21 protein-coding genes and 1 pseudogene are annotated in these 26778 nt (G+C 59.5%); 11 read left to right on the top strand and 11 right to left on the bottom strand.

Annotation, left to right across the window (positions count from 1 at the left end; genetic code table 11):
- Positions 1–64 precede the first annotated feature (64 nt).
- The 3 genes from J0X19_RS08280 to J0X19_RS08290 form a co-directional block, all read right to left on the bottom strand.
- Positions 65–568 carry a vitamin K epoxide reductase family protein gene (locus tag J0X19_RS08280; RefSeq protein WP_206983773.1) on the bottom strand — a complete coding sequence of 168 codons (504 nt, stop codon included), beginning with the start codon at positions 566–568 and terminating at the stop codon, positions 65–67.
- A gap of 86 nt (positions 569–654) precedes the next feature.
- The gene (locus J0X19_RS08285) at positions 655–1413 is read right to left on the bottom strand and encodes a YwqG family protein (protein WP_206983775.1); all 759 of its coding nucleotides are present in this window, start codon (positions 1411–1413) and stop codon (positions 655–657) included.
- A gap of 47 nt (positions 1414–1460) precedes the next feature.
- A complete protein-coding gene (locus tag J0X19_RS08290) occupies positions 1461–2654 on the bottom strand; it encodes a hypothetical protein (protein WP_206983776.1) in 1194 nt (397 codons plus the stop codon).
- 69 nt (positions 2655–2723) lie between these two features.
- On the opposite strand from J0X19_RS08290, the gene J0X19_RS08295 reads away from it, so the two are divergent.
- The 6 genes from J0X19_RS08295 (at position 2724) to J0X19_RS08320 (ending at position 10410) form a co-directional block, all read left to right on the top strand.
- On the top strand, positions 2724–6233 hold the full coding sequence (locus J0X19_RS08295) for a PD-(D/E)XK nuclease family protein (protein WP_206983778.1): 3510 nt from the start codon (positions 2724–2726) through the stop codon (positions 6231–6233).
- Between the two features lie 96 nt (positions 6234–6329).
- A complete protein-coding gene (locus J0X19_RS08300) occupies positions 6330–6764 on the top strand; it encodes a nucleoside deaminase (RefSeq protein ID WP_206983780.1) in 435 nt (144 codons plus the stop codon).
- 112 nt (positions 6765–6876) lie between these two features.
- The gene (locus J0X19_RS08305; protein ID WP_206983782.1) at positions 6877–7182 is read left to right on the top strand and encodes a hypothetical protein; all 306 of its coding nucleotides are present in this window, start codon (positions 6877–6879) and stop codon (positions 7180–7182) included.
- Entirely contained in the window at positions 7155–7559 is a 405-nt protein-coding gene (locus J0X19_RS08310) for a hypothetical protein (protein ID WP_206983783.1), read from the top strand. The genes J0X19_RS08305 and J0X19_RS08310 overlap by 28 nt, the downstream gene beginning before the upstream one ends.
- Positions 7560–7654: 95 nt before the next feature.
- Positions 7655–8482 (top strand): mechanosensitive ion channel family protein, encoded by an 828-nt coding sequence (locus J0X19_RS08315; protein WP_206983786.1) that lies wholly within the window; start codon positions 7655–7657, stop codon positions 8480–8482.
- 149 nt (positions 8483–8631) lie between these two features.
- Complete coding sequence (locus J0X19_RS08320) at positions 8632–10410, top strand: chloride channel protein (protein ID WP_206983788.1); 1779 nt, start codon at positions 8632–8634, stop codon at positions 10408–10410.
- Between the two features lie 114 nt (positions 10411–10524).
- On the opposite strand, the gene J0X19_RS08325 is transcribed toward J0X19_RS08320, so the two are convergent.
- The gene (locus J0X19_RS08325) at positions 10525–11715 is read right to left on the bottom strand and encodes a cation:proton antiporter (RefSeq protein WP_206983790.1); all 1191 of its coding nucleotides are present in this window, start codon (positions 11713–11715) and stop codon (positions 10525–10527) included.
- 190 nt (positions 11716–11905) lie between these two features.
- Between J0X19_RS08325 and J0X19_RS08330 the strand changes: the two genes are divergently transcribed.
- Positions 11906–13129 (top strand): BaiN/RdsA family NAD(P)/FAD-dependent oxidoreductase, encoded by a 1224-nt coding sequence (locus tag J0X19_RS08330; RefSeq protein WP_206983792.1) that lies wholly within the window; start codon positions 11906–11908, stop codon positions 13127–13129.
- A 177-nt stretch (positions 13130–13306) separates the two neighbouring features.
- Positions 13307–14341: a LacI family DNA-binding transcriptional regulator gene (locus tag J0X19_RS08335; RefSeq protein ID WP_206983794.1), complete on the top strand. Its 1035-nt coding sequence runs from the start codon at positions 13307–13309 to the stop codon at positions 14339–14341.
- A gap of 148 nt (positions 14342–14489) precedes the next feature.
- On the opposite strand, the gene J0X19_RS08340 is transcribed toward J0X19_RS08335, so the two are convergent.
- Complete coding sequence (locus J0X19_RS08340; RefSeq protein WP_206983795.1) at positions 14490–14747, bottom strand: hypothetical protein; 258 nt, start codon at positions 14745–14747, stop codon at positions 14490–14492.
- 229 nt (positions 14748–14976) lie between these two features.
- Between J0X19_RS08340 and J0X19_RS08345 the strand changes: the two genes are divergently transcribed.
- From J0X19_RS08345 to J0X19_RS08355, 3 genes are all read left to right on the top strand, one after another.
- A complete protein-coding gene (locus tag J0X19_RS08345; RefSeq protein WP_206983797.1) occupies positions 14977–16428 on the top strand; it encodes a DNA integrity scanning protein DisA nucleotide-binding domain protein in 1452 nt (483 codons plus the stop codon).
- A gap of 129 nt (positions 16429–16557) precedes the next feature.
- Positions 16558–17052, top strand: a complete 495-nt coding sequence (locus tag J0X19_RS08350; protein ID WP_206983799.1) for a DUF4112 domain-containing protein — start codon at positions 16558–16560, stop codon at positions 17050–17052.
- Positions 17053–17168: 116 nt separating this feature from the next.
- A complete protein-coding gene (locus J0X19_RS08355; RefSeq protein WP_206983801.1) occupies positions 17169–17723 on the top strand; it encodes a hypothetical protein in 555 nt (184 codons plus the stop codon).
- A 158-nt stretch (positions 17724–17881) separates the two neighbouring features.
- Here the strand turns inward: J0X19_RS08355 and J0X19_RS08360 are convergent, their stop codons facing one another.
- The 6 genes and pseudogenes from J0X19_RS08360 to J0X19_RS08385 form a co-directional block, all read right to left on the bottom strand.
- On the bottom strand, positions 17882–18676 hold the full coding sequence (locus tag J0X19_RS08360; RefSeq protein ID WP_317194764.1) for a glycoside hydrolase family 16 protein: 795 nt from the start codon (positions 18674–18676) through the stop codon (positions 17882–17884).
- A 396-nt stretch (positions 18677–19072) separates the two neighbouring features.
- Positions 19073–20005: pseudogene (locus J0X19_RS24780) on the bottom strand (BNR repeat-containing protein); the annotation flags it as partial.
- A gap of 92 nt (positions 20006–20097) precedes the next feature.
- Positions 20098–21237 carry an acyltransferase family protein gene (locus J0X19_RS08370; RefSeq protein ID WP_242582300.1) on the bottom strand — a complete coding sequence of 380 codons (1140 nt, stop codon included), beginning with the start codon at positions 21235–21237 and terminating at the stop codon, positions 20098–20100.
- Positions 21238–21243: 6 nt separating this feature from the next.
- Positions 21244–21636: a hypothetical protein gene (locus J0X19_RS08375; RefSeq protein WP_206983803.1), complete on the bottom strand. Its 393-nt coding sequence runs from the start codon at positions 21634–21636 to the stop codon at positions 21244–21246.
- A gap of 328 nt (positions 21637–21964) precedes the next feature.
- Positions 21965–25120, bottom strand: a complete 3156-nt coding sequence (locus tag J0X19_RS08380) for a glycoside hydrolase family 2 TIM barrel-domain containing protein (protein ID WP_206983805.1) — start codon at positions 25118–25120, stop codon at positions 21965–21967.
- Between the two features lie 514 nt (positions 25121–25634).
- Positions 25635–26570: a glycoside hydrolase family 43 protein gene (locus tag J0X19_RS08385; protein ID WP_242582303.1), complete on the bottom strand. Its 936-nt coding sequence runs from the start codon at positions 26568–26570 to the stop codon at positions 25635–25637.
- Positions 26571–26778 lie beyond the last annotated feature (208 nt).

Here is a 26778-nt window from a genome sequence, read left to right on the forward strand (position 1 = left end):
GCGATAGAGATGCTTCGGCAAGCTTAGCATGACAGACGGAGCGGGTTTTCCCTCTTGAAAATTGCTACCCCTTGCCTAGCAGCTTCTTAACGCCTTTAATTGCTTCGGGCACGGCCAGCGCCAAGGAGGCCACGGACGCTACACTGGCCACCTGGCAGTAGAAGCACAGCGCCTTGTTTTCCTGCCATTCTTCCTGCCCCAGCTTTACGGTGGTCAGAGTATCAAACAAGGTCTTGAGGCCCATAGCTACCGGCAGCAGCGGCTGCTGCGAAGCGCGGTGCAAGCCACCGGCTCCGGCCAGGCAGGCGGTAAGGCCGTACGTGACCATCATGGGAAGGGCGTCGGGCGTGTCGAGGCGCTTGTAGCCGTAGTCGGAGGCGTCTACTTTGTCGGAATCGAAGGGGCCGATGGGCGGGTCGGGCAGGTGCTTGATGATGCCGGTTTGGTAGAGGCTCACGATTTGGCCGGCCGCCACCCCCAGGATGGAAAGGCCGATAATCCAGCGGCGGCGGGTAAGGTCGGCGCTTTGGCCGTTGCGGAGTTCGTAGCTAAGTTGCGTAGGGTTCATGGAAACCGTTTTTTGCAGTGAAATACTGCCAAAGGGTACGGTAACGGCTGCTGTCGAGTTAAAGAGGAGCTTAAAGCTGTGGCTTATCAGCAACAGTCCCAGTAGAAATACGCCTCCTCAAAACGGCCCTCTTTCAACGCCTGCTCATCAATGAAAAAATGCGCTACGCCTGAGTCTCCAAACATAATTTGTTGATCAATGTCGATTTGCAGAAGCTGAATGTCTCTGTTAGACTCAGCTTGATATTGGCGCGGGTCACCCTGAGTAAAAAAAGCATAGCCGCCCAGCTTGTGGCCAGCACTATCTGAGAATTGCTCAAATATCTTCCTTTTATCGTCAGGCAATGATTCAGCATATTCATACCCATCCAGACCACCAAATTTCAGCTTAAACCGGTGGTCTTCGGTTGAGGCGTATTCGCTAGCGTGCTCAAACGTTAATTGATGCTCACAATTGATGGGGCTATAGTCGTAATGATCCGGTGGCAGGAAGCTGTAGTCCTTCCGGATTTCTGTTTCCAGTTGCTCAGGATTAATATACAACACCTTTGATTGGTCCATATCAACGTAATCAACAACTGATATATAGAACTGGAGTAGCCCCGCTGCGGGCAGTATGCCGTTGGTAGGCAACTCCTGCAAATTGATTTGCGCTAGTAGCAGCATGGGTTTCCCGGCGTCGTCAACCGGATAGGGCACTGCCAACGGCAAGTGCGGCAGCCCCCGAAACTTACTGTCGGCGGAAGCGGGCTGGTCGGCGTCCAGCGGAGTAGCCTTGATTTTGATGCTCTCCAATTTGTACTGCTCTAACTGAGTGGCGTAAGGCGCCAGAAAGTCCGGAATCATAGTAGATGCTACTTGGATTTTGAAATAGTGGTGATGCGAAGAGTCCTTTATTGAACTGCCACCTTGCGGTAGCGCAGCCGCTCCGGGTGGTCCTGGTCGGCGTAGAACTCCAGATTATCGGCAATGCCCTGTATCTGAAAGCGTACTTCGCGAGGTTTCTGCGGTGGCTTGAAGCGCGTCATCTGCCGAAAGCGCACCTCCCGCGTGGCAGTGGGGCTGCGCTTATCAATCAGCCGTAAACCCCGTTCTTCATCCAATAGATAGTAGGTGTTTGTCTGCGGAAGGTAGTGGCGACGCACATAGTAGCCTAACTCGTCGGTGTAGCCGTTGTAACGGAACCTGGCGAGCTGCTGTCCTCGTAGGTTCAGGACGAAGGCATTAGGAACATTGCGCATCTGAGGCGGCTCTTCAAAATGCATCGACTGAATTGAACTGTCGGCATCGTATCCGTAGTGGTTTTCGCCGTAGGCATATATCGTGACCAGCGTTGTATCAGAAAGAAAACTTGCCATTACTAGGTCTGCCTTCGATTTTAACAGTACAATGGGCTTTCGACCGGGTAGCAGCAGCTTGTTGCAGGTCAGCATAGCTTGCCCTTTCGGCGAAAACCGGGGCATGCAGTCAGAGCCACCGCCTCCAAAGGTGTTGCTGTTGGATAATTCGCGCACCTGCCCATCCAAGCCCAGCATCAGCACGCATTGTTCCCCCACGTCACTACCGTCCAGCCAAAAGTCAAAGGCAAACACCAGCGCCTGCCAGGGCGGCGCATACGCCAGCAACTGAGGCCGCCGCGGCACGCCTCCTATCACCACATCCTTCGACGCGGCGGAGTAAAAAGCTGGCTTACGCAATTGCTTATCAAGCACCGTCTTGCCAGTGGCGTCGCGGAGTACAATACGGTAACGCGCATCTACGCCTCGCATGGTATCCACCCCACCCGCTTGCTTCCACGTTGCCAGTAACGGCCGGCTCGAATCAGGCTCGGCTGTTAATAGTAGCCGATAACGCTGGTCGTTGATGAGCAAGGTGGTATCGGAAGCCCCCTCTTTAATGGTCCGATAACCCATCCAGTTGGTGGTATCGACGGTCGGCGCGGGAATTGGGGCTGCTGCGGTGGTATCGGGCGGCACGGGGGGCGCGGTGGCGGTTTCGGCGGCGGGTGGGGTTTGATTGCACGAGAATAGCCCCCAACCTAACCCACTGAGTAGAATGGCACTTGCGCAGGCCTTCAAGATGTTCATAACGACAACCACCCGATTTCCGATGCTGGCGCGCCTTTTCTGGGTGGCTGCAAGGTATCTTTACTTTCCATGAATTCGCAAGTCCTTTCCCCCACCGCCCCGCCTACCACCATCACCGACTCGTTTCTCTCGCAGGCCGCTCACGATTTGGTGAGCCGCTATTCGCCCGAGGAGCTGTCGGATTTGGTGGTGGTGGTGCCTACGCGGCGGGCAGTGGTCTACCTCAAAAACGAGCTGGCTATGGCTACCAGCGCCGGCGAGGCGCTGTGGAGCCCCCGCGTGGCGGCCATGGAAGACTACATGGTGGAGCTGGCCGGCGTGCAGGTGGAAGAGCCCATTGCGCTGCAACTGCTGCTATTCGACATCCTCAAAGGCATCGACGCCGACCTGGATTTCGATAGGTTCGTGGGGTGGTCGGGGCTGCTGCTCCAGGACTTCTCCAACCTCGACCAGAACCTGGCCCCCGCCAATAAGGTGTTTGAGTACCTCTCGCAGGCCAAGGCCCTGGAACGCTGGGAACTGGACGATGCGCCCTCGCCGCAGTCGATAACCGGCGCCTACTTCAAGTTCTGGGACGACCTCACGAAAGTGTACCGCCGCTTGCGCCGCCGCATGCTGGAAGACCGGGTGGCGTATCCGGGGTTGGCTTACCGGCTGGCGGCCGAGCGCATGACCGACCAGATAAAGAACGGCCCTACGCCCGCCAAGCACGTTTTCCTGGGCCTCGGCTACCTCTCGAAAGCGGAATTCACGCTGATTGACGTGCTGCACCGCGCCGGCCGGGCCGAAGTACGCTTCGACGCCGACCTGTTCTACCTCGACTTTGACTCACCGAACCGCGCCGGGCAGCACCTGAAAAGCTACCTCAAGCGCTGGGCTCCACCTGAGTCCGGTGACTTTGGCGCGCCCACCGACCTGCTGCGCAGCCTGCCCCGGTACGTGCGCTTTGTGGGCGTGGCCAACGCCAGCATGCAAGGCAAAGTGGCCGGCCAGCTGCTCGCCGAAGCCCGCACCCAGTTCCCCAACAGCACCGTGGCCGTGGTGCTGCCCGATGAAACCCTGCTGCTGCCCGTGCTGCACGGCCTCCCGCCCGATGCCGTGCCCGACTACAACGTGACCATGGGCCTCAGCTTCCAGAGCACGCCCCTGTTCAACCTCGTGGATTTGCTGTTTGAGGTGCACCTGACCGGTATCCGGGAGGGCACCGCCGAAACCGGCTACGGCGTGCCGCGCTACCACCACCTGGCCGTAACCAAGCTGCTGAGCCACCCGTTTTTGCGCCGCTACCAACAGTGGCTCGACCGCCAGCCCGCCAAGAAATACCACGGCCTGCTTGACGGGGTGTGCCGCGAGATTGTGAAGCGCAACGCCGTGCTGCTGCCCGCCACCGAGCTGCTCGACATCGGCAAGCACCACCCGCTCATCGAGGCCCTGTTCAAAACCTGGGACACCTGCGACGATATTATTGACGCGTGCTACGTGCTGATTGACTTGCTGAAACAGGTCTACACCGAGCAGCATTCCGCCATTGAAGCCGAGTACCTGTACCTGTTCTTCACGCTGGTGAAGCGGCTGGATTCGGTGTTCGACTGCCGGGAGCAGCGGTTGTCGGTGCGCTCGTTCCGGCGGTTCCTGTACGAGCAGATGACCCGCACCCGTCTGCCGTTTTCGGGCGAGCCTATTGCCGATGTGCAGGTGATGGGTTTGCTGGAAACCCGCGCCCTCGACTTCGACCACATCATTCTGCTCAGCTGCAACGAAAACGTGCTGCCGGCTCCTAAGCGCCACACGTCCCTGTTCCCCTACGACGTGCTGACCGAGTTCCGCATGCCCACCTACGCCGACCACGAAGCCGCCACGTCCTACCAGTTCTGGCGCCTGCTCCAGCGCGCCCGCCGCGTAGACCTGGTGCACGTGCTGCCCGGCGCCGAAGGCACCCGCACCGGCGAACGGAGCCGCTTCCTGCTGCAACTCCAAAACGACCTCTTACCCCAGAACCCCGCACTGGTGCTGGACGATCTGACGGCGTCGGTGCTAACGGGGCCTCACCCCCCGGCCCCCTCTCCTAAGGGAGAGGGGGAGCTAGGCGCTCCGGTTTCCAGTACGCAAGAGACGGTTGGACAGTACGACGACGGCACTTTACACTGGACTACAGCGAATCCGAAGGCCTACGAGAAAACGAAAGTCTTTGCGCAAGACATGCGTAAAAACCCCACAGAGGCGGAAGATGCCCTATGGCAAGCACTGCGGGGCCGCAAACTGGCGGGAAGCCCCAAATTCAGGCGCCAGCACCATATTGACCAGTTCATTGTTGATTTTGTGAATTTGAATAACTGGCTGGTAATTGAGGTAGATGGTGAAATTCACAACCAGCAAGAGCAGGCCGAGTACGACACCGGCCGCACTTACGAACTGCATAAAAAAGGCTTCCGGCTGTTGCGTTTCAGCAACGAAGAAGTATTAAATCACCTGCCGGCGGTACTGGCAAAAATAGAGAACGTACTAGCAGATAAATCTACCCCGAACCCACCAGGAAACACCCGCGCCGCTGTGGCTCCCCCCTCTCCCCTAGGAGAGGGGGGCCGGGGGGGTGAGGCCCCGCCAGCACGCCCCATCACCAACGACCTGACCCTGGAAAAAGACCACGGGATGCTTCAGGCGCTGCGGGAGGTGCTCACCAAAGGCCTCTCCCCAACAGGCCTGAATGAATACCTGAACTGCTCCCTGAAGTTCTACTTCAACCGGATTGCCCGCTTCCGCGAAGCCGAGGAGGTGGAAGAAGCGCTGGGGGCCGACGGGTTTGGGACGGTGGTGCACGAGGTGCTGGAAGAGTTGCTGGCCCCGTTTCAGCGCAACCAGCAGCCCCTCACCGAAGCAGCCATTCCGGCCCTGATTCAGGCGGCACCGGCGCTGGTAGCCAAGGCCTTGCGTAAAGAGGAAGACGAGCGGCACGCCCGCGCCGACGAGGGCCTCAACCACGTATTGGGCCAAGTGGCCAGCCAGCTGGTACGCCGCTACTTCGAGAGCCTCCTCACCCAGCCTAATGCTCTGCCTTTGCTGATTCAAAGCATCGAGGAAGGCCTGCAAGCTACCGTGTATGTGCCCCTGCCCAGCGGCGAGAAGCTGCCCGTCAGCCTCATCGGTTTTGCCGACCGGGTAGACCAGCTCCCCGACGGCCGCCTGCGGGTAGTGGACTACAAAACCGGCCTCGTGCACGCCCACGAGCTGAAGCTGCAAAAGCGCAACGAAACGCCCGCCGAAGCCGCCGACCGCCTCATCCGCGACGATACCTCGGCCGCTGACAAAGTGCGCCAGCTCTGGCTCTACCGCTTCATGCTGGAGCAGGGTGGCCGGCCCGCCGCCGACGCGGCCATCATTTCATTGCGCAACATTCCGGCCGGTCCGATGTCGGCGGATATGTCGTTTCTCACGGCTGATGGGCAGAGCTTTATGGCGCGTAGCGAGGAGCTGCTCGGCCAGCTAGTCAACCGCATCCTCGACCCCACCGAGTTCATCCGCAAAACCGACGACTTGGAAAAGTGCCAGTATTGCCCGTACCGCGGCATTTGTGCGCGGTAAAATGGTTTAAGTGATTAATAGTTGAATGGTTGCTTGTTCTCATGACCTTTGTGCGGCCAACAATTAAATTATTCAACTTTTAAGCAATTGAAACTCATGGACGAATTCATGCAAGCCGCTATAGCCGAGGCACGGCAAGGACGCAAAGAGGGCGGTATTCCGATTGGCTCGGTGCTGGTGCGCAACAACGAAATTGTAAGCCGCGGGCACAACAAGCGGGTGCAGGAGCTGGACCCCATTGCCCACGGCGAAATGGACGCCCTGCGCAACGCCGGCCGCCAGCGCACCTACCGGGACACCGTGCTCTACACCACGCTCATGCCCTGCTATATGTGCGCCGGCACCATCGTGCAATTCAAAATCCCGAAAGTGGTGGTGGGCGAAGCGCGCACCTTCGGTGAGTCCAGGGAGTTTCTGGAAAGCCACGGCGTGGAAGTCGTGATTCTGGATTCCGAAGAGTGCGTGGAGATGATGCGCGAGTTTATCGAAGCCGAGCCCACCCTCTGGAACGAAGATATTATGGAGCTGTAGCTGAGTTATGAGTTGTCAGTTGCCAGTTGAGAGTTCATTTAACTGACAACCAGAAACTGGCAACGGGCAACTCATAACTCGCAACTCATAACTGATAACGTACCTTTGCCGCATGGAACAAGCCCCGCTCACTGCCTCCAAGAAGTGCCCGCACTGCGGGTTCTGGAGCCGCTGGCAACAGCGCGCCGACGACCGGTGTGAGCGGTGCGGCCTCTACCTGGACGCCCCCCGCATGCGCAGTGAGCTGGAGCGCGAGGCCCTGGCCAACGAGCCGCTGCCGTCCTTCATGCGCATCGAAATCAAGCCCGACGACAGCTCGACCGTCCGCTTCTTGAAGCGCATTATTCAGGGCGGGCAGTTGGTGTTTGGGGCGCTGGTGTCGTTTGTGGTGTGGTTTCTAACGCTGCTGGCCGGGTGAAATGGCCGCGTGAGCTGCGCCACCCGGTATTTGTGGTTGGCACTCTACTCTACTTACTGGTGGCAGCGCGTAAATACGGTGGGCCACGGTTCAGCCATTGGCCGCTGCCCGACGCGGTGCGCTTTCATCTGGCCGATTTGCTGGCCCTCCCGCTGGAACTGACGCTGATACTCTATTTCATGCGGCGCTGGTATTTCCGGCGGCCCAGCTTCGTGCTGCCTGCTTCCTGGATTGTCAGCACCTGGGTGGTTTTTGCGGGGTGGTTTGAAGTGCTGTTGCCCCTGTTTGACCGCCGGGCCACTGCCGACCCACTCGATGTGCTGGCGTATGCAGTGGGCGGTTTCATCTTCCGGCGCTGGCTGAACCGGCCGGCCTAGCATGGAACCTGGCAGGCCACTTTCCGCGTAAAACACGTTTTCGGCCCCGTTGGCGCTCTGCCGCGGGGCTGTTGGTTTTACTGGAATGTCCTTCTATGCTTCGTGATTTGCACCGTGTCCTGAGCACGTATTGGCAACAGTTTCTGTACGTTCTGCCGAAACTGGCGCTGGCCCTTGTCTTACTATTAGTCGCCGTTTTCATTGCCAACCGGCTCAGTAAGCTGCTGGGCACCCGGCTACGCGGCCGTGCCCACGACCCGCTGCTGGCCGATTTCCTGACCGGCATCAGCCGCTGGGTATTCCTGCTGCTGGGCCTGTTGCTGGCCATGCAGGTAGTGGGCCTCTCGGGCGTGGTAACGGGCATGCTGGGCGCGGCAGGATTGTCGGCTTTCGTGGTCGGTTTTGCCTTCAAGGACATTGCCGAGAATTTCCTGGCCGGGGTCATCCTGGCCTTCAACCGCCCCTTCCACCTCAACGACACCGTGCAGATTCGGGACCAGACCGGCCACGTGGAGGCCCTCAACCTACGCACCACCGTTATCCGCACCTTCGATGGCAAGCACGTATTTCTCCCCAATTCCATCGTGCTCAAGGAACCCCTCATCAACTTCACCCGCAGCGGCGACTTGCGGCAGGATTTCCTGATTTCGGTGGATTATGGGTCCGAAGGCCGCTACGAGCAGGTGCGGGACCTGGTTCTCGACTTTCTGCGTACCCAGCCCGACGTGCAGCAACAGGCTCCCCGGGTGCCCTACTTGGTGCTGGAAAAATCGGGGGCTACGACCGTCGACGTCCGCGTGTATTTCTGGTCGTCGTCGGAGGAATACCGCCGCGGAGCACTGGAAACCAAGAGCGAGCTGATGCAGCGCATCAAGAACCTCCTCATCGACAAAGGCTACTCCCCGCCCAGCCTGACCCAGTAGTGGTGAAATTGTGAAGTGGTGAGTTTGATGTGCCAGCGGCGCGGTCCTGTCATCCTTCATCTTTTCACCACTTTTTCAGTATCATGCGTTGAGAGTACGCAAGTCGGCAGTTGGGTTGGCCGATTTGTTTTCACATTTGCCCTACGGGTATGGCCAAAAACATTGTTCACCGGCTGCTTAGTCCGCTGTTGCTATGGCGTTTACGTCACATCAACAACCGAGTCTACCTGATTCTGGTGAGCATTCTGGTGGGTCTGATGGCCGGCCTGACGGCCGTGCTGCTGAAAGGCTCGGTGCATGGCGCGCAGGAATTTTTATATTCCTGGGTGCCGGAGGAAAAACGGGTGTTTGCCCTTTTTCTGTACCCCATCATCGGCATTGCGCTGTCGGTGCTGTTTACCCGGTATTTTCTGGATGGTAACCTGAGCCGGGGGCTGGGGCCGGTTATTTATAACATTGCCCGCCAAAGCAGCATTGTGCCGCGTAGCAAGCTTTACTCACAGGTTGTCACCTCGTTTCTCACCGTGTCGTTTGGTGGCTCGGCGGGGTTGGAGGCTCCTATTTCGGTAACCGGCGCGGCGCAGGGCTCCAACTTGGCCCGGCTGCTGCGGGTAGGCCCGCGCGAAAGGCGCCTGTTGGTGGGCTGCGGCGCGGCTGCGGGGGTGGCGGCCATCTTCAACTCTCCTATTGCGGGCGTGCTGTTTGCGGTGGAAGTGGTGCTGGGCGAGTTGTCGGCTCCGTTTTTCATCCCGCTGCTGATTTCGGCGGCTACTGCCACGGTGGTATCCAAGGCGCTGTTTGCGGGGCAGCCGTTCGTGCTCATTACCACCAGCTGGCCCGTCGATGCAGTGCCGTTCTACGTGACGCTGGGCTTGTGCACGGCCATGCTGTCGGTTTACATGATTCGGGTGTACTTCGCCTCCGAAAAGTTTTTCGAACGGTGGCCGGGTGCTTTTCGGCGAGTGATGCTGGGCGGCCTGGCGCTGGGCGTGCTGGTTTTCCTGTTTCCGCCGCTCTACGGCGAAGGCTACAACATTGTGCAGTCGTTGCTGGCGGGCAAAGGCCAGGAACTGATTAACGGCTCCATTTTCGCGGTGTACCGCGACGAAAACGTGTGGATTCTGCTGGCCGTGGCCACCGCCAGTATGCTGCTGAAGGTGTTTGCTACTACCATTACGGTGGGCGCGGGCGGCAACGGGGGCATGTTTGGCTCGTCGTTGTTTGCGGGGGCGCTGCTGGGTTTCGTGTTTGCGCGGCTAATCAATATGAGCGGTCTGACTACGGTACCGGAAGTGCATTTCATTGTGCTGGGTATGGCTGGCGTGCTGGCCGGCGTGGTGCACGCGCCCCTCACGGCTATCTTCCTGATTGCCGAAATTACCGGTGGCTACGCCTTATTCGTGCCGCTGATGCTGGTTACGAGCAGCTCCTACGTTATTACGCGCTACTTCGAGCCCTACTCGGTGTACACCCGCAAACTGGTGCAGCGCGGGGTGTACATGCACAAAGACCGGGACCGGGGTTTGCTGGCCCAAATGGACGTGCCGCACCTCACCCAAACCGACTTCGTGGCCGTGCACCCCGATGATACGCTGGGCGACTTGGTGCAAACCTTCCGCCACGCCAGCCGCAACATCTTCCCGGTAACCGACCAAGACGGGCAACTGGTGGGCGTCGTCACGCTCGACACCGTGCGCGACGCCCTCTTCGACGACCAGCACTACACCACCACCCGCGTCCGGGACCTGATGACCGAGCCGCCCGCCACCGTCAACACCGACGATTCTCTGCTGGACACGCTCCGTTGCATGGAGCAGCTCGGCGTCCCGGCCCTCCCTGTCGTTGACCACGGGCATTACGTGGGGTTCCTGCTGAAATCCACCATCCTGGCCGGCTACCGCAAGCAGCTGCTCAAGGAAATGGAATAACGGTGAACCAGTGAGATGGTGAACTGGTGAGTTTGACGTTGTATTGGTGCCATTGGCGCAGATTGCGCAATTAGAACGTCGAACTCACCAGTTCACCATCTCACTAGTTCACCACTAGTACTCCCCTATTTCCGGGTCGCGGTTGGCTAGCTGCAAACCAATCATCATCAGAATACCGGTGAGCAGAATGACCACGAACAGGATATTTTCGCCGATTTCGCCGATACGGTACTGGTCGGGGATGCTATAAAACAGCAGTACCGTGATGAGGCCTTTGGGCGCGATAAACAGCTCCGGCACCAGGTCGGTGCGGGCAATGTAGCGCAGGTACACGTAACGGATGGCCGTGAGGATACCCACGATGAGCAGGCCCTGTAATAGCAAGGTGCCACTCATCAGGCCGCTGAGCGTGATACTGAAGCCGAAAAGCAGGAAAAAGAAGGTTCGGATCAGAAACGCCGATTCGGCGGTGATGCTTTTGAGGGGATGCAGCTCGGCGGCTAGCTGCTCGGGGTGCAGCCAGCGTTGTAGCCGGGGGCCGCGCAGTAGCAGGTCGGCATTGTTCACGGCCAGCCCAAACACTAGCACCAGCACCAACGACGAGAGGTGCAGCTTTTTGGCCAGGCTGTAAAGCAGAATCAGAAAGGCCAGAATCAGGAAAAACTTGACGTGCAGCCGAATCCGGCCCAGCAGAAAAGCCAGCGCCGCCGTACTCAGCACCGCCACAATAGCCACCGCCACCACGTCGCGCGAGAAGGTGATAACCGACACCCCCTGCGCGAAGTTGTCCTGCAAGGCAAAGTTGAACAGCATGATGCCCAGGATGTCGGAAAACGTGCTTTCGTACACAATGAACTCCTGCTTTTCGCCCATCAGGTTGGCTACGCTGGGAATGGCAATGGCTGAGCTGATAACCGACAGTGGTACGGCATTCACCAAACAGGTTTGAAACGACGCCCCCACGTAGGCTTGCAGCACCAGCGCAATAGCCACGGCCTGCACCACCAGCATCAGGGACGCCGCCAGAAATGAGCGGCGAATCAGCGGGGCTTTGTCGCGGCTGAGCTTAAGGTCGAGGGCCCCTTCCAACACAATCATAATCAGCCCGATAATGCCGAAAATTTCCAGCACCACATGCGGAATAGCCAGGGCAAAGTCAAAATAATCGGCGGTTTGGCGCAGGGCAATGCCGGTGAGTAGCAGCATCAGCACCGAGGGGACGCGCGTGGCGCGGGCCGCCAGATCAAACAGATACGACAGAATAACGGCCACGCTAAGGCCGATAAGGATGGAGTAGGAACCCATGCAGAAGAAGCGCCCGGCAACAGCCGGCTTGATAAACGCGTCAAGTATACGATGCCGCTGGGTTCTGCGCCGAAAAGGCCACCGCACCGGGGGTACCCGGCTGGCAGCTCAGCCGGCTTAGGCAGTGCCGCACTGCGGTTTATCGTAAGTTTGCACGGTTTCACTTTTCGGGCTGGCTGCCGGTTATTCGATGTCGTTGCCTTCATCTGTTGCAATTATTGGGGGCGGGCCGGCCGGGCTGTTGGCGGCGCAACGCCTTGCCGAAGCCGGCTGCCGCGTAACGGTATATGAGGCCCAGGCCACCGTGGGCCGCAAGTTTCTGGTGGCCGGGCACGGCGGTTTCAACCTCACCAACGCCGAAGATACCGGCCCGTTCAGCGCCCGGTACGGGCAGCAGCAAACCATTTTCAGTGAGTTTTTGCGCCATTTCTCGCCCCAGGATTTGCGCCAGTGGGCGGCGGCGCTAGGTATTGATACGTTTGTGGGCACCAGTAACCGCGTGTTTCCGCTGGCCGCGCACAAGCCCGCCGACTTGCTGCGGGCCTGGCTGAATCGGCTGCGGGAGTTGGGCGTCACGCTCCTGACGCGCCACCGCTGGCTGGGCTTTGCGGGTACCACCGGCCTGCTATTGCGCGACGAAACCACGGGCCGCGAGTCCGAAATCAGCCCCGATGCTACCGTGCTGGCCTTGGGTGGCGCCAGCTGGGCAAAAACCGGCTCCGATGGGAGTTGGGTACCGGCCTTTGAGGCTCTGGGAGTGGAGTGCGTGCCGTTTGCGCCCAGCAACTGCGGCGCGGAAGTGGCGTGGTCCGCTTTTTTTCAAACCAAAGTAGGCCGTACACCGCTCAAAAACATTGCGTTAAGCTGCAACTCACAGCGAGTAAGGGGTGAAATTATGCTCACTGAATACGGTTTGGAAGGCACGCCCGTGTACGCCCTCACTCCTGCCCTGCGCGCGGTCTTAGCCGCCGGGCCGCCAGCCCTGCTTCACCTCGACCTCAAGCCCGACCTCTCCGACGAGCAACTGCTCACCAAGCTACAAAAGCCTCGCGCCGGCCGCTCCCTGCCCGATTTTCTGCGGCAGCAGCTTCGTCTTACCACCCCAATACCCACGCTCCTACGCGAGGTAGCGCCTCCTGAAGCTACCGCCACGCCCGAGGCCCTGGCCCAACTGCTGCGCCGGATACCGCTCCCCGTACAGCGCCTGCGCCCCCTCGATGAGGCCATAAGCAGCGCCGGCGGCGTGGCCTGGCCCGAACTAGACAAGCACCTGATGCTACGCCGCCGCCCCGGCACTTTTGTAGCTGGCGAAATGCTGGACTGGGAGGCGCCCACAGGTGGCTATTTATTGCAGGGTTGCTTCAGCACGGGCGCTTGGGCAGCGCAGGGAGTTGCTAAGTGGATGCGGCAGTAACAGCCCTTAAATTCCAAGTGGTTTGTCGTGAAATATTGATTTTACGTCTATAAGTACCCTTCACTTGTCTATTACTTAGCCTATTTTTAATCATAATTGTTACATTTAAGTATAAAATATTACCCTAACGGTTTCGTAGTATAACGAATCCGTTTTCTGCTCTCAGGTTGCCTGTACATGGCCATTTCAAAACGCACCTCTATTGCTGATATAGCCGAACAATTGGGTATATCTACGTCTACGGTATCAAGGGCTTTATCCGACCACGCGGGCATTAGTGAGGCGACCAAGGAACGGGTGCGGCAGATGGCTCAGCAGTTGAGCTACCGCCCCAACCTGCTGGCGGCCGCTTTGCGCAAAGGCCATAGCCAAACGCTGGGCGTAATTGTGCCGCATATCCGGGGATACTTCTTTCCGGCCGTCATGAACGGTATTGAAAACGTGGCCAGCCAAGCCGGCTTCAACGTGATGATGTGCCAGTCCAACGAGGATGTACGGCGCGAGCAACAGAACATCGACACGCTCCTGGCCGCGCAAGTAGAGGGCATTCTGGTTTCCCTCTCGGCCACTACGCACCAAGAGGTGCAGCATTTCGAGCAGGTGCGGCAGCAAGGCACACCGCTAGTGTTTTTTGATAGAGCCGCCGACCTGGCAGATAGCACAGCCGTGGTGCTCGACGATTTTCAGGGAGCGTATCAGGCCGTTACGCACCTCATCGAGCAAGGCTGCCAGCACATAGCGCATTTTGCCGGGCCCCAGCACCTCAATACCAGCCGCAACCGTTACTTAGGCTATCAGGAGGCATTGCGTGCCCACGGCCTGCCCGCCAACGACGACCTGGTGTACGCGCTGCCCGCCATGACCCACGAAGCCGGCCGGCAAGGCATGGAGCAGTTCCTCAATCGGCACACGCCCCTCGATGCCCTGTTCGGGGCCTACGCCATTCCGACGGTAGGCGCGCTGGAAGTGCTCAATGAACGGGGTTTGCGGGTGCCGCAGGATGTGGCGCTGGCTTGTTTCAGCAACGAGCCGTTCACCAACATGACCCATCCCCGCCTGACGGTGGTAAACCAGCGGGCCGAGCAGATGGGCGAAACGGCGGTGCGGCTGTTGCTCCAACTACTCAAGCGCGGCCCCAGCTACACCCCGCCCCCCCTTGTGCTCAAGCCCGAGCTGATTGTGCGCGCCTCGTCGCTGCACAAGGGCTGGTAAGAACAGAACGAGGATTAGAGCGCACAGCCTAGCAACTGACTATGAGCGAATTGCCAATAAGCAGCTTAGAAAGCTGTAGAAGCTGTTCTCTATTTCCAAATTCCCAACTCATTTCCGAAGCAGCCTTGCTGCACTCAGTAGCCGCCTACTACCGCCTCACTTCTGCGGCTTCGGCGGCGGCTAGTATCTCTTTGGCTTCTTCCAGCAGCCGTTCGCCCTGGTCGAGGTAGCGGCGCGCAATCAGTACGAACAGCACTAGAAACGACAGAATCGGCAGCACCCAGCCCAGCGCGAACCACCGCCAGAACGAGCGGCCGTAGCTGGCGGCGCAGTAGCCCGTGAGCAGCGGCAGTACCGAAAAGGCCCCCAGGAAACCGAATACGGAAAGTAGCAGGTAGAATTGCATAAGCGGCGGGACTACACCATCTAAGATAGGCTTTTCAGGTGCCTTCCACAAGCCCAACTATAGCCTCATTTCCTTTCATAACCGCGCCTACACTTGAAAGTTGAGGTAATCAGTCGGGAAACTTACCGAAGAGGGCCTACCCTGGTGGGCGTTTTTTCGTACTTGCCGTTGTAGCTTCCCATTTTCGCCTCTCTCCGCTCCGCTCTTGCCGAATTCCCAGCTCCCTTCTATGTGGGACCACCAAAGCTTGTTTCGTGTGTCGGCTCAGTTGTTTGCCGATGGCATTTTCAATCTGCTCGACCGTAATCTGAAGCCCGAAGTTTTTCTGTTGGGGCTGGCCTCGGCCCGCGAAACCGACGAGCCGCAGGCCGTAGTGGTGGAGCCGGCCACGTTGCGCTACTCCCCCACTGATTTTGCCGGGGTGAAGTCTTTGGCAGCGGCCCTGGAGCCCGACGGCCCCCGCGACGTGGTGTACCACCTGCACCGCGACGACCACGACCGGTACGAAAAGCTGCGCTGGTACGGCCTGTTGCAGCAAGCCACCCAGCAAACCCTCACCCAGATTTGCCAGGTGCGGGCCGAAGAACGGGTGAGCTTCTGCTCGTTGCCCATCAGCCTGTACGGTTACTTGGTGGTGGTGGTGTTGCAGCTCTCCCGCGAAACCTACGAGGCCTATTATACTCTGCCTCCGCTTAGCACGGGCAGCCGGCCAACGTCGTTGGTAAACGCTACGGTGCAGGAGTTTTTGCAGGATTGCAGCCGGGCCCTGCGCGAATCCGACACCGACGATGACCGGCCCGTGCTCGACCGGGACTACAACGAGGTGCTGCGCGCGGCGGGCCGAAGCTTTATGCTGCGCGCCGCCGCCGGCACCCACGGCCTCTACGATGCCTGCAACGGGGTAGCCGCCCTGCGCCACGAAGGCGACGAAGGCATCGGCACGATGCTAGTGGCGCGGCGCCACCATCCAGCCATTGTCCCGGTTCTCACCCTCGATAGCCCCATCCCGCTGCGCGACCACCGCCGGGTGCGCAAGCTGCTGGAGCTGAGCGAAGACCGCACCGCCCTGGTTTCCGATGCCACCGACGTGTTCGGGCTGGGCTACCTGGTAGCGCCCGACGACCAGGCCTACGAGCCCATCTTCACGGTGCACTTCACCCGGCACTACAGCTGGGAACTCACCCACGACAACCAGCTGATGATGAAGGTAGTATCGAACACGCCCCGCTTACCGCAGGGGCGTGTTGATGCTGCCAACTTTGCCAAAGCCGCCCAGCGCGTATTTCCCTACCTCGACGAGCCCACCACCGAATATTTGTGGGAGCTCACGCAAAGCGCCACCACGCAGCCCACCGGCACTATCTTAGTCATTTCGGAAGGCGCGGCACAGGAAGCTGCGCGCCTCACGCGCCAGAGTTTCCGGGTGGCGCCGCGCCTGATGACGCCCTCGGTGCTGCGCCTGGTAACTAATATCGACGGGGCCGTGCTCATCGAGCCCAACGGGACCTGCTACGCCATCGGGGCTATCCTCGATGGGCTGGCCACCGCCAAAGGCGACTCGTCGCGGGGCTCGCGCTACAACTCGGCCCTTCGTTATGTGGAAAGCAGCCAGTACCCTTGCCTGGTGGTAGTTGTGAGCGAAGATGGCCTGATTGACTTGCTCCCACCGGGCGTTAAGTGATGAAGAGTGACGGGGTAGCTACTGAGTTGAGGTGCTGTTTGGTTGCTGGAATAGCTGTTGCGCGCTAAATAACGTAGAGGGCAGCAGAGCACATCCGATACCCAGTACCTCACCAAGCAATTCCTCAAAATGCCTCCTCCTACCGTCGATACCGATACCCGCCTGCGCTGGGTGGAAAGCGTTTCCCGCCTTATGGACAGCCAGTTCCGGGTGCCCGGCACCACCTGGCGCTTCGGCCTCGACCCGATTATGGGCTTGGTGCCCATCGTGGGCGGTATTCCGTCGTTGGCGGTTTCGGGCGTACTGATTCTGACCATGATGCGCCACGGCGCCAGCGGCAACGTGGTAGTGCGCATGGTGCTCAACGTGCTGCTCGACACCCTTATCGGAGCCATTCCCATCATCGGCAACATCTTCGACTTCGCCTATAAAGCCAACGACAAAAACGTGCGCCTGCTACGCCGCCACTACGCCGAAGGGCGCTACCAGGGCAGCGGCAGAGGGCTGCTGGCCGGGGCGTTGCTGGGCCTACTTATTATTTTCGGCTTGCTGATTTGGGGGCTTTGGTCACTTGGCATCATGCTGTTTCACTACTTTCAGCAACATGATTTGCTGCGCGTTTGACACACAGCATACATGATAAAACGGCTATAGCAGACCTTGGAGCCATTCAAAAAACCAATGAACAGTTGGGGGTAGAATGCCGTTATTTCCCGGCTCCTGTTTCCATATTCTCGCTCATGCCTGTTAAATTCCTCTTCGCAGCCATCCTTTCCTATCTACTCTTCGGTTTCGCCTTTTGGCAGGGTACTAAAACCCGACACCTACTTCCGACTCCGGCTCTTTACTCCTTGACTCCGGTGGATAGTTCGCGCAATCAGCTACTGAAAACCGCCTATTTTACCGGCGTGCTACTCGATTCCCGTCTGGATTCCTCGCCACCTGCCGGCTTAAAGCCGATTCAACTCACCCCCGCGCAGGTGCTAGCCGCCGAAGTTATCCTGCAGGCGTGCGTCGCTAGCGGCAACACGCGGGGCACAGAGCCGCGTATCGAACCCGGAATGTTACATCATTTAGCGGCCTATTATCGGCAGTATCAGGGCTACCGCACCGCGACGGGGCAGACAATCGTTTGGCTCAACGGATTCGCACGTAGTTCAGTAGCAGCCAACGACAGCCAATGGCAAAGGCACCTAGTCCGAGTGGAGGATGGGGGCAAAAACTACTTCAATATTTTTATCGATATAAGCCACAAAGAATGCTTTCATTTCTTTCGCAACTCAATCGGGGGCTAAAAAAACGTAATCAACCCCGCAGTGAGGCGTTGCTATGGCACGGCGCGTAGCAGCCACGAGTTCTTAGCAGCTATTATTCCCCTTAATTTCCAACGGGGCCGATTATCCGGCCTCTGGGAGCGTGTCTCTACACCGTTCTGGATTTATAATCTGACGTTCTAGCGCTGATACACGCGCACGTAGTCCACTTCGTAGCGGTTGGGGAAGGTGGTGCCGTTGAGGGGGCCGCCGTTGTCGCCGCCCAGGGCCAGGTTGAGCAGGATGTAATGGGGCTGCATCATGGGGTTGATGCCGGTGCCGTCCTGGTTTACGGTTTCGGTGAGCAGGGTTTCGTTGAGGAGTTGGTCGTCTACGTACAGGCGGATGGCTTGGGCGTCCCAGTCCATGCGCCACACGTGAAACTGGCTGGCCCAGTCGGCGGCAAAATCGGTTACGGGCTTGGTTTCACTGTCCCATTTGGCGGTGTAGCGCTTAGCGGTGCCGGAGGCCACGTTGGCCAGGATTTTGCCCTTGTAGAATTCCATAATGTCGATTTCCCCGTTGGCGGGCCACTCGCCGGCCACCCCCAACGTCCAGAAAGCCGGCCACAAACCCGAGCTGGTGTTGATGCGCCCGCGCATCTCGAAGCGGCCGTACTGCCAGGCGTGCAAGCCGCTGGTGTTGAGGCTGGAAGAGGTGTACTCGATGGTAGGGCGGCTGGTTTTCCAGTTGGTGCTACCGGGCTGGTAGTTGGGGTTGGGACGTTGCTCTTTGCGGGCCTCGATTATCAGCAAACCGTTTTCACAGCGGGCATTGTCGGGCTGGTACCATTGCAGCTCGTTGTTGCGCTGAAAGCCGTTTTCGAACTTCCAGTTCCTGGGGTCGGGGCGGCCGTTGGTGTTGAACTCGTCGGCCCACAGCAGCTTCCAGCCGGCCGGCGCACTGCCTTGCGGCGCTGTTGCGGGCGGGGCCACGGCAGCCGTGCCGGGTGCGGGTTTGGTTCCGGGCTTCCACTCAAGAATATACACGGGTTGGGCAGACAGCTTTTCCAGCTTCTCCCCGTCGCCCTGGCCGGTGCGCTGCACAAACAGGTACAGCCGGCCGTTTTTCTGCCACTGCTCGGTGTCGTAGCTCGGCTCCCAGTTGCCCACCGATGAATTGTTCAGGTCGGTCAGTGTCCACTGGTTACCTTTCAAATCCGAACACTGCGCCACCGAAACCCGGTCCTGGCGCTCCACGTCCCGGAACAGCAGGTAGGCCGCCGTTTTGCCTTTTTGAGTAGCCACCAGCAACTGCGGCCGCGAAATCGGAATCTTCTTGGTGCCGGCCCCGCTCAAGCTGAACGGCGTGGTCCGCTGCCCGATTTGCGCAGTTTTCCACTTCTTACCAGCTCGGTAGATAAGCTGATACTGCGGCACCTGCGTACCCTGCGGGCGCCAGTAGGTGGCAATGTAGGGCGTGCCCGCCGCGTCGGTGGTGATGGACGTTTGGTTGATCAGCTCACTGTTTTGCGGAATGCGGGCCGCGTATTCGGCGGTGGCTTCGGTGATGGGCAGCTGGTAGGTTTCGCCGGTGCTGCGCTGCCAGGTTTGGCCGCCATCAAGGGAGCGGGCATAGGCCATGTCGTGGTTGGAAGCCACGTCCGGCGACTCCCGCCACACCCACGACACGTGGATGGTACCTTTCCTATCGATGCATGCCTGCCAGTAGGCGTTGCGCTTGCCTTCGCCATCAATGAGCACGCTGTGCAGGCGGGTCCAGGTTTGGGTGGCGGGGGCGTAGCGGTTCAGCACCATGTTGCCGTTGCCGGAGCTACCATCACGGTACACAAACAGCAGGTCGCCGTTGGGGAAGCGGTGAAACTCGGGGTAGGTTACGTTCTTTTCCTGCTGGCCGGTCATGGGCAGCAATTCGGTCAGCTCCAGGCCGCCGGGTTGGGTGCTGCGGCAGTAGCGCAAGGGGTTGCCGTGGTGGTCGAAGGACACATGCAGGTAGCCGCGCCCGTCCACCATCAGGCTAATAACGTTGTGGGCGTCCTGCACCTTGCCTTTGTACTTTGTTTGCTGCACCTGCCACGGCCCAGTTGGCAGCTTGCGCTTGGCCAGCATCACGTACCCCAACGAATCGTAATAAGCGGTGTACTGCTCGCGCTTGTGCGTCACCACGGAGTTCTTGCGGAATACGGCGCCGTTCACGTTGTTGCGGGCCCAGCCCAAACCCACGGGCGTTTGAGCGGCGGCCGGTTCAGTGAGCAGCGCCGCGCCACTGAATAGCAGCGCCAGCAGTGAAAAGAAATACTTCATAAGGGTGTGTAAGGCCGAAGTCGGGGCAAAAAATGTATGCAGCTGCAAGGAATCGAAGCCCTGTTGGCTAAGTCGGAAATACCCACAATGGGCTATTGCCGCGCCAGGAACCGGCTTTTCAGCCACCGCCGAACGGGTTCGTCGTAGAGTTTCAGGCTGGCGTAGGCCACAAGCACAATGGCGCCAAAGGTCAGCAAGGCCACGGGCCACACTTGGGCTAAAGGCCGGTGGCCGTTGCTTACCCAGGCAGTATAGGTGTAGATGAGCGGGTAGTGCGTGATGTAGATGGGGTAGGAAATAGCCCCCAGGACCTCACACAACCGGGCGCCGCGGCCAGCCACTTGCCCACTGGCCCCGAGCCATACCACCACCGGAAACACCAGCAGAATACTTGCCGCATCATAGAGGCCGTTCCACCACAAGTGCTCGGCGCCCCCTACCCGCGGGAAGGCCAGCACCACCGTCAGCAGCAGGCTACACCACCAGAAAGCGTGTTTGACACGGCCCGGCGCACTTACGCGCGCCAGCAGCAACCCGGCAAAAAACGGATACATCAGCCGCGTGAAGCCTACCCGCAGTTGCTCCACGTTCAACGACCAGCCCCCAATCATGTCGCCGGTTGGCCCCGTGACGGCGTAGTGCAGCAGCACCGCGCCGGCCAGCGCCACCAGCACGGCCAGGGCACGGTTGGAGAATTTGCGCACCCACAGCGCGTACAGCAGGTTGGCCACGTACTCGTAAAACAACGACCAGCCCGGCCCATTCAGCGGGTGCATTTCCTGCCAGCCCCGAACGTCCATCGACAAGGGCAGCGGCAGCAGCGTGGCCCCAATAGCCATAACCAGCAGCGTCTTCCACACGGGCACCTCACTGATATCCGGCCACAGCACGGAATCCTGAAAGTAGAAGCACACGGCCCCAATCACCATGCCCAGCACCACCAACGGTTGCAGCCGCACCAGCCGAATCCTGATGAAGTCTTTCAGTGTCAGGCGGTTCCACCGGTCGTCGTAGGCGTAGCTGATAACGTAGCCGGAAAGCATGAAAAAGAAATCGACGGCTAAGTACCCGTGGTTGATCAGCTGGTCGAGGTGGCTGGTGGCGTGGGCCTCGCACAAATGGAAGGCCACCACCAGCAGCGCCGCCACTCCCCGCAGCCCATCCAGAATGGCGTAGTGCGGCTTGGTACTCAGCGTGATGGGGGTAGCCTCGGCAACTTGCATATTCATCATTTCAACTTAGTATGCCGCCAGCCCACGGATATAAATGGTGCCTGGCGGCTCTTGCCGGGGCGCACTTGGCTTTGGTGGCCTGACACTAATAGCAACAGTAGTAACTGTTGACTCCATGGCCCGCGTTATCTTGATTTCACCAATGGCATCCAGCGCAATACGGAGGTTGGCATCGGCTACTGGCATGGCATTTATAGTGTAGCGCACCAGCCCCAACACGCCCAGTTTCTTTCCAACAGTGGCTAATGAGCTGCTCCTGACCTTGATTTTTTGCTTCGGTGTGATGTCAATAATGCCGTACGTCACCAACTCGCGCCACTGCGCCGGGGCATCCTGGCCTTTGTACACCATCAGCCTCTCGATTTCTGCGGGTTGAATGCCATCTGGGGCAATAATCACCTCGGAATTCAGAAGGAAAAGTGGGTGGGGGCGTGGCGTAGCAACCCGCGCAACCGTAGCCGGCGGTGCGGTAGCCTTTGCCGCATGTTTATCCCTGGCAAGAATCTCTACAATTGCTGCAGGAAGCTGCACCCGCGGCTGCACCGGGGTCAGCGGCGGCTCTGGCACAGGCCGTTGCGCCAGAGCCAGCTGGCTAACGCCGCAACACAGCGCCACTGCCAACAATGCCCTGCGTAGTAAAGACTTGTGTACCATAAAGCTTTGCTCTAAAGTGACGGATACGCCGCTAAAGAAAGGCTTTTATTCTTTGGCGAACAGGCTTGGTACTTTACGGCTGCGGCTGCTTGTCGTCTACCAGGCGCAGGATGTAGCTGTACTTGTACTGCTTATCGAGCAGGCGGTACTGCTCGTGGGGCAGGGCGCCCCAGCTGTTGTCGCCGCCCACGCCGCGCTGCTTCAGGTCCACTTGCAGCGTTACCGAGTTGCGCATTTTCACGTCGGTGGGGTGCTGCTGCTTTTTGCTGAGGCCGGGGTCGAGGTCTTCGGTGCGGAACGGCAGGGCGCTAAAACAGATAGGTTGCCCCATCCCCTCCACGCGCAAGCCCAGGCCCTCGGCATTGGTGAGCGTCAGCCAGCGCACATCCGTGCGGTAGCCGTTTTCCTGGGGCCGGATGTAGTTGCGGGTGAACTGCCCGTTCACCGAATCCTGGTAGGTGCCCAGTAGCGCCGCCGTGCTCCGGTCGGAGTAGTTTTCCCAGGGGCCGCGGCCGTAGTACTGCATGCGGTTGAAGGAGCGCGGCAGCTCCAGCCGCATCCCAAAGCGGGGCATTTCGGGCAGGGTCTTGCCGGTCAGGTCGATGGCGGCCGTGACTTGCACGGCCCCATCATTGCCGATGAGGTAGTCGATGGTATAGGGCACGTCGAGGTCGGCCAGGCGGTATTCCACCTTGATGGGCAGGCCCGCCGCCGACTGCTCCCCTACCGTGACGCGCTGCACCTTGCGGGCCGCGTGCGCCGTGCGCCAGGCGCCCAGGTTTTGCGGCATGTTGCTACCGAAGTCGTTGTCGGTGGGGGCGCGCCAGAAGTAGGGCTCGGGGTAGCCGCCCATCACCCACTGGTTGCGCAGGCGGTAATCGGTGAAGCGGCCTTGCCGGGTGTTGAACTCGCCGCGCACCTCGCCGGCCGAAAACGTCAGCTTGTCGCCTTCCCGCTTCACGTCCAGCTTGCCAGCCGGGGCCGCAACAGAGGTGAAGTAGCTGGCCGCCGGCGTCAGCACGAATTGCTCCCGCGCTACCTCGTGGCCGGCGGGCACCAGCGGCGCGGCCGTTTTCGTGACGGCAAACACATTGAGCACGTACTCGGCTCCGCTGGCCATAGCGGGCAGCGGCAGCTTCACTTCCTTCTGCTGCCGGGCCGCCAGCTTACCCACCGTCATCGTGCCCGCCTTGGCTAGGGTGCCATTGCGCAGCAGCTCCCAGCGGAAGGCATAGTCTTCCAGGTTATTGAAAGAGAAGCCGTTAACCACGGTTACGCGGCCCGTGGCGGGCTGAGCGGCCGTGAAGCGAATATCCTGGTACACCTTTTTCACTTCCCACAGGCCGGGGTGCGGGGTACGGTCGGCGGCCACCAGGCCGTTGGCGCAGAAGTTCTCGTCGTTTTGCAGGAAGTAGCCGCCCAGGTCGCCGCCGTAAGCAAAGAACGGCCGGCCGTCGGTGGTCTGGGTTTGCAGGCCCTGGTCCACCCAGTCCCAGATGAAGCCGCCCTGCATGTGGGGCTTGCTCCGAATCAAGTCCCAGTATTCCTGAAAGTTACCGTTGCTGTTGCCCATGGCGTGCGAGTATTCGCACATGATGTAGGGGCGCTTTTTGTCGGTGGCCGCGGCGTAGCGCTTCATCGAGCCCATATCGGGGTACATGGGGCACACGATGTCGGTGTCCACGTCTTCGCCGGCCTGCTCGAACTGCACGGGGCGGCTCGGGTCGCGCTGCTTCAGCCAGGTGTAGGCGTCATGAAACACGGGGCCGTTGCCGCACTCATTGCCCATGCTCCAGATAATAACCGACGGATGGTTTTTGTCGCGCTCCAGCAGCCGCTCAATACGGTCCATGTGGGCGGGAGCCCACTCCGGCGAGTAAGCGGGGTGCTTGCTCTTGTCGAACCAGCCTTGCAGCTCGGCGCCGTAGCCGTGGGTTTCGATGTTGGCCTCATCCACGAGGTAGAAGCCCAGCTCGTCGCAGAGCTGGTACCACCGCTCGTCGTTGGGGTAGTGGCTGGTGCGCACGGCATTCACGTTGAACTGCTTCATCAGCTCCAGGTCGCGGCGCATGCCGGCCTCCGTCACCACGCGGCCGGTGGTGGGCTCCAGCTCGTGCCGGTTCACGCCGTGCACTTCCACCGGCACGCCGTTCACCATCAGCTGCGCATCCTTGATTTCCACTTTGCGGAAACCGATGCGGGTGCTGGTTACGGCCAGCTCCTTGCCCTGCGCATCAGCCAGGGTGAGGCGGCACTGGTACAGGTTGGGGGTTTCAGCCGACCACTTGCGCACGTTCTTCACGGTGCCGCTCACCTTCACGGTTTGCAGGCCGGCGGCCGGTACCGTAGCCACAGCCTGCTGCTGGCGCAATACTGTTTTGCCGGCGGCATCCAGCACTTCCACCGTGAGGCGGGCGGGCGCACCAGCGGTGCCGGCAAAGTTGCGCACGGTTACGTCGGCCGAGAACTGGCCGTTTTTGTACGTGGGGTCGAGGTCGGCGTGGGCGAAAAAGTCCCAGATGGTTTCCTTGGCCAGGCTGTAGAGGTACACGTCCCGGTCGAGGCCGGAGAGGCGCCAGAAGTCCTGGTCTTCGAGGTAGCTGCCGTCGTGCCAGCGCGTTACCTGCACGGCCAGCGTGTTTTCGCCGGGCTTCAGGTACTTGGTAATGTCGAATTCGGCCGGCGACTTGGCTACTTTGCTCATGCCCACGCGCTGCCCGTTCACGAACACCACCGCGTAGCCGGAAATCGAGCCGAAGTTGAGCATCACCTCGCGCCCGGCCCAGGTAGCGGGCACCGTAAACGTGCGTCGGTAGCTGCCCACCGGGTTGTCGCGCCCGTCAATGAAGGGCTGGTTTCTGGGGAACGGGTAGGTGATGTTGGTGTAAATGGGGGTGCCGTAGCCCTGCATTTCCCAGTTCGAGGGCACGGCTATGGTTTTCCAGCTGGCATCGTTGAAGGTGGGCAACTGAAAATCCAGGGGCCGCTCGGCGGGGCGGGGCACGTAGCTGAACTTCCAGGGGCCGTTGAGCGACTGGTAGTAGGGCGAGCGGCTGTAGGTGTTGACGGCCGCGTCGGCGGCGTTGGCGTACACCATGAAGCTGGCGTGCGCCTTCTCCTTGTTCTGCTCGAACACCCGCGGGTTTTCCCATTCGTTGGGCGTGGGCTGGGCACCGGCCAGGCGGCCGGCCAGCAGCAGAGAGGCAGTCAGGAAACGGGAAGCGTGCATGAAACGGGTGGGTAAGAAGGCAGATTCGATACCAGCAAACCTAACGACACGCGCAATGGCAGGCAGGGTGCATTTCCAGTGATTGAGGGGTATATTTTCGTCGGGTCCCGCAAAAACGCCTCCTCCTGCCCTGCCGCTTGTTTTGGGTAGCGCGGTAAACGCAAAGGAGCCGGCTGGCACCACACCAACCGGCTCCCTTTCGTTTAGTAGCTGTTTGAGTTAAGTAGGAACGTGTAGAGACGCATACTTGCGTCTCGTCGTATGCGTCTCTACACCTCATGTCGTTCAACGATGAGACGCAAGTATGCGTCTCTACACCTTGTCAACAACCCACCGATTTAACTCAAACAGCTTCTTAGTATTTTTCGAGAAGTCATGAGAACGTCAGGCTGAGCGCAGCCGCAGCATCTCTACCGCCAAACTAACCTCTAACGTGAGGGCGAAGCGGTAGAGATGCTGCGGCTGCGCTCAGCCTGACGTTCGGTGGTCCGTTTCAAACTTTTACCGCTGCCTTCTATTTGGCCGCCGTAGCTTTTTTGGCTTGTAGCTGCGCCAGTTCCTTTTTGGTGATGCGCAGCACGGTGCCGTGGCGGGTACCTTTCGGAAACTGCACCCGGTCGGATACGTCGGTCCAGTGCTCCAGGTCGGTGGAGCTGACGGCGCCGTATTTGTGCTCGGTGTACTTATCGAAATACACCAGCCACTCCTTACCCAACTGAATAGCCGTGGGGCCCTCGGCCCAATACTTCCCGGTAATGGGAGCTGAAGGCGGACCGTAAGGGCCGGTGAGCTGGTCGGCGAAGGCTACGCGCAGGTTTTTCTGCACCGGTTCTTTGGTTTCGTCTTTCAGAAACATCACGAAGCGCTTACCAACGGGCTGCACGGTGGCATCAATTACGTTGAAGCCCTGGTCGTAGAGCACCTGGGAGGGTGCAAAGGTTTTGAAATCCTTGGTGGTGGTGTAGTAGATGCGGTGGTTGTTGCCGCCTTCCAGCGTGGTTTCGCCCTGCGCAAACCGGCCCGGAATGGTGGTAGCCCAGTAAATCATGTACTGGTCGTGGCGGGCGTCGTAGGTGATTTCCGGGGCCCAGCAGTTCTTGGCCGTGGGCTCGGGCTCCATCACCGGAATGTTCTGCTGCACGCTCCAGTTCACCAAATCCTTGGAGCTGGCGTAGCCAATACCCCGCTCGTGCCAGCTCGTGGTCCAGACCATATGAAACAGCCCGTCTTTGCCCCGGATGATGCAGGGGTCGCGCATGAGCTTGTCGTTGGAAACGGTGGGTTGCAGAAACGACTGGTCGTTGTTGAGGGCGGTCCACTGGTAGCCGTCGGGGCTGGTGGCCAGGTGCAGCCCGTCCTGCCCGTTGTTTTTGAAGTAGGCGAATAGCAGAACTTCGTTCTTTTTCAGCGGTTTCTGCGCCATGCCCGCTACGGAAGCAAGCAACAGCATAATGGTACTAAGCAACCTAAAATACAGCATGCTGCAAGCTAAAGAAAGAGAATCAACTAAACCGCGTGGACAGATAAGTAAAAGAACGTCATGCTGAGCTTGTCGAAGCATCTCGCGTGCTGATGTCGGATTATTTATTCCATCATCAGCACGCGAGATGCTTCGACAAGCTCAGCATGACAATCCTGTTTTGATTAGAAGCCTTTAG

It is taken from the genome of Hymenobacter telluris (assembly GCF_017313265.1).
GTDB lineage: Bacteria > Bacteroidota > Bacteroidia > Cytophagales > Hymenobacteraceae > Hymenobacter > Hymenobacter telluris.

What these genes read in the sequence shown, in the direction of transcription:
- J0X19_RS08320 (WP_206983788.1), top strand. Translation starts at nt 8,632, where the DNA reads ATGGCCAAAAACATTGTTCACCGGCTGCTTAGTCCGCTGTTGCTATGG.
- J0X19_RS08385 (WP_242582303.1), bottom strand. Translation starts at nt 26,570, where the DNA reads ATGCTGTTGCTTGCTTCCGTAGCGGGCATGGCGCAGAAACCGCTGAAA.
- J0X19_RS08290 (WP_206983776.1), bottom strand. Translation starts at nt 2,654, where the DNA reads ATGAACATCTTGAAGGCCTGCGCAAGTGCCATTCTACTCAGTGGGTTA.
- J0X19_RS08355 (WP_206983801.1), top strand. Translation starts at nt 17,169, where the DNA reads ATGCCTGTTAAATTCCTCTTCGCAGCCATCCTTTCCTATCTACTCTTC.
- J0X19_RS08315 (WP_206983786.1), top strand. Translation starts at nt 7,655, where the DNA reads ATGCTTCGTGATTTGCACCGTGTCCTGAGCACGTATTGGCAACAGTTT.
- J0X19_RS08295 (WP_206983778.1), top strand. Translation starts at nt 2,724, where the DNA reads ATGAATTCGCAAGTCCTTTCCCCCACCGCCCCGCCTACCACCATCACC.
- J0X19_RS08370 (WP_242582300.1), bottom strand. Translation starts at nt 21,237, where the DNA reads ATGATGAATATGCAAGTTGCCGAGGCTACCCCCATCACGCTGAGTACC.
- J0X19_RS08340 (WP_206983795.1), bottom strand. Translation starts at nt 14,747, where the DNA reads ATGCAATTCTACCTGCTACTTTCCGTATTCGGTTTCCTGGGGGCCTTT.
- J0X19_RS08380 (WP_206983805.1), bottom strand. Translation starts at nt 25,120, where the DNA reads ATGCACGCTTCCCGTTTCCTGACTGCCTCTCTGCTGCTGGCCGGCCGC.
- J0X19_RS08350 (WP_206983799.1), top strand. Translation starts at nt 16,558, where the DNA reads ATGCCTCCTCCTACCGTCGATACCGATACCCGCCTGCGCTGGGTGGAA.
- J0X19_RS08300 (WP_206983780.1), top strand. Translation starts at nt 6,330, where the DNA reads ATGGACGAATTCATGCAAGCCGCTATAGCCGAGGCACGGCAAGGACGC.
- J0X19_RS08325 (WP_206983790.1), bottom strand. Translation starts at nt 11,715, where the DNA reads ATGGGTTCCTACTCCATCCTTATCGGCCTTAGCGTGGCCGTTATTCTG.
- J0X19_RS08330 (WP_206983792.1), top strand. Translation starts at nt 11,906, where the DNA reads ATGTCGTTGCCTTCATCTGTTGCAATTATTGGGGGCGGGCCGGCCGGG.
- J0X19_RS08305 (WP_206983782.1), top strand. Translation starts at nt 6,877, where the DNA reads ATGGAACAAGCCCCGCTCACTGCCTCCAAGAAGTGCCCGCACTGCGGG.
- J0X19_RS08345 (WP_206983797.1), top strand. Translation starts at nt 14,977, where the DNA reads ATGTGGGACCACCAAAGCTTGTTTCGTGTGTCGGCTCAGTTGTTTGCC.
- J0X19_RS08335 (WP_206983794.1), top strand. Translation starts at nt 13,307, where the DNA reads ATGGCCATTTCAAAACGCACCTCTATTGCTGATATAGCCGAACAATTG.
- J0X19_RS08280 (WP_206983773.1), bottom strand. Translation starts at nt 568, where the DNA reads ATGAACCCTACGCAACTTAGCTACGAACTCCGCAACGGCCAAAGCGCC.
- J0X19_RS08285 (WP_206983775.1), bottom strand. Translation starts at nt 1,413, where the DNA reads ATGATTCCGGACTTTCTGGCGCCTTACGCCACTCAGTTAGAGCAGTAC.